Raw genomic sequence first — 2,356 nt, 5'->3', positions numbered from 1 at the left:
GAAATTCTTATAGAATTGCCAAATGGACGCAAGAATATTTTTCAAAAAGTAATTTTAATACTTTCATTAGTTCGATAACGGATAAAAATTCTATTAATAACATTAAAAATGACAAAAGTTTTTCTATAGGCTTTTTCTTTCCTACCCACGGATTTATTGCCCCTTTTTCGGTTATAAAGTTCGCCATTAGCCTCCCACGCAAAAGAAACGCAAAGGCGATTATAGTCGCCACAAGAGCCGGCTGGATGATAGGCAAACGGCATCTCCCCGGTGTCGAAGGCACGGGACCATTGATTATCTCGCTAATACTGTTTTTAAAAGGATACGATATAAGAGGATTCTTCGCCGTTGATATGCCGTCAAACTGGCTTCAGGTTCACTGGGGATTAAAACCGGAAAATACAAACTGGTTTACAGAAAAAGCCAAAATAAAAACAATCAAAAACCTTGAGGAAATTATCGGCGGAAAGAGAATATATAGAGGATGGATATCGATATTTTTAGGCATAATACTTTTTCCTCTCAGCCTGGCTTACCTTTTTATCGGCAGGTTTACCCTTTCAAAAATAATGTTTGCCGACTTCAACTGTAATTCCTGCGGAATATGCTGGAACAATTGTCCGTTAAATGCCATAGAACCTAAAGGGAAAGATCCCAAACCATTCTGGACATTCAAATGCGAAAATTGTCAGAGATGTATTGCATTCTGCCCTAAAAAATCAATACAGACGGGTTTCTTATATGTGATTTTAATACACCATTTTACAACTATCAGCTTTACGGTTGTTATAATGCTATTGCCGGGACATTTAAATATACCGCAATTTTTATTTAAGGTCCTAAATATAGGATATTATTTACTATTCGTCTACTTAGGATATTTTGTTCTTTTTTATCTATCAAAGATAAATATATTAAACCGCATGTTCGCATATACTACCCCGACAAAAATTTTCAGACGCTATCACGAGCCGGTTACTACATTAACCGAATTGAGTTCGCGGTAGCGCTGAAACATTACGTCTAAAATAGGTAAGAATGTATTGGTTGAAGAAAAGGAATATTTATCATTGACTTAATTTTAATATTTTTAACATGTCTTTCTTGGGGATATGCTTTTCACGATTATCTTCAAGTTTTAAATTACTTTTGACCCACTTTTGTAAAGATCTATTTAATATGTTCCTGTCATTAAGTAGATTATTGGTTATATCTTTGTCATTTTCAGCAAAATTCAATAATTCTAAAAACTGGTTCTTTAATTGTAAGTTAGTTTTTATGTTATCTAATATAAAAATGCTATGAGATATATTGGATCTTTTTTTCGGCAAAACATCAACACAAACATTCCTATCAAAATAATTAGAATAATAAATTTGCCTTGGGAAATCTCTTAAACGACAATACCACCCCCATGATGTTTTTAGATTAATTGATAAGTTAGAAACTTTTGAAGGTGATATTTTGTTTTGATATATCATAATTGAACAATGTTCGTACTTCCAGTTTTTAATAATGGTTTCTATTGGGAATTTATGATAATCATCAACAAATAAACGAACAACAAATTTTTTTGAAAACCATTTAGTTAATAACCTATAAAAAGGTATTTTGTATTCTCCATAAGAGTTGTCAATAAACTTTATTTCTAACTCTTTTAATATTTTTTTAAAATCTGATACTATTTTATTCCTTTGTTGAATACTATGGAATTTGGCATAAATAATTTTTTCTTCTTCGTTTTCCTTAATTTTTAGTTTTCCTTCAAGATTACATGTTTCTTCAGGAGTTGCTAAATCTGAAGTAGTTCCTCGTCTAATCCAAATTTCATTTTTGCGAAAACAATATCCCTTCTTATAGTCTATAAAATCTCTCTTAAAATGATATGCTTTTTTTAAATTTGGCCCTACTTTGATTATTACAAATTCTTTATTCTGATGTTCTTTGTTTGAATTTTTCCAAGAATACCATTTTAATTCAACCTTTGGAACAGGATAAATTGATTCGGCAACCAGTCTTTTAAGATTATCATTCGTTAAATTTTTATTTTGAACACTAACAAAGTTTTTACGATCATTACTAACACCCACTATTATATAACTAACCTTGCCACCGTTATTTGCCATTGCGCAAATATCTTTTATAAGCTCTGCATTTTCTTTATCATGACCTTTAATAAATGCATTACATTGTTCTTTAAAATCAAGAAAGTAATTCTCTCCCTTTTTTAGACATTTTTTAAATTCTGCATATTCCATAAACTTAAACTATATTTTATCACTTTGTATAATTTAAAATTTCAAATTTTACAAATTTCTGTTAAGCTAATTCTCAAATTTTATTAGCAAAAAACTAC

Annotated in this window: 2 protein-coding genes; one reads left to right on the top strand and one right to left on the bottom strand. The window is 30.2% G+C overall.

What is annotated here, in order from left to right; genetic code table 11:
- A partial coding sequence (locus AB1349_13720; protein MEW6558384.1) for an EFR1 family ferrodoxin occupies window positions 1–1,007 on the top strand: 1,007 nt, incomplete at its 5' end.
- 60 nt (window positions 1,008–1,067) lie between these two features.
- Here the strand turns inward: AB1349_13720 and AB1349_13715 are convergent.
- On the bottom strand, window positions 1,068–2,258 hold the full coding sequence (locus tag AB1349_13715; protein MEW6558383.1) for an ATP-binding protein: 1,191 nt from the start codon (window positions 2,256–2,258) through the stop codon (window positions 1,068–1,070).
- Window positions 2,259–2,356: the final 98 nt, after the last annotated feature.

It is taken from the genome of Elusimicrobiota bacterium (assembly GCA_040757695.1).
Classification (GTDB): domain Bacteria; phylum Elusimicrobiota; class UBA8919; order UBA8919; family UBA8919; genus JBFLWK01.
This window is presented reverse-complemented; position numbering and strand designations above follow the sequence as displayed.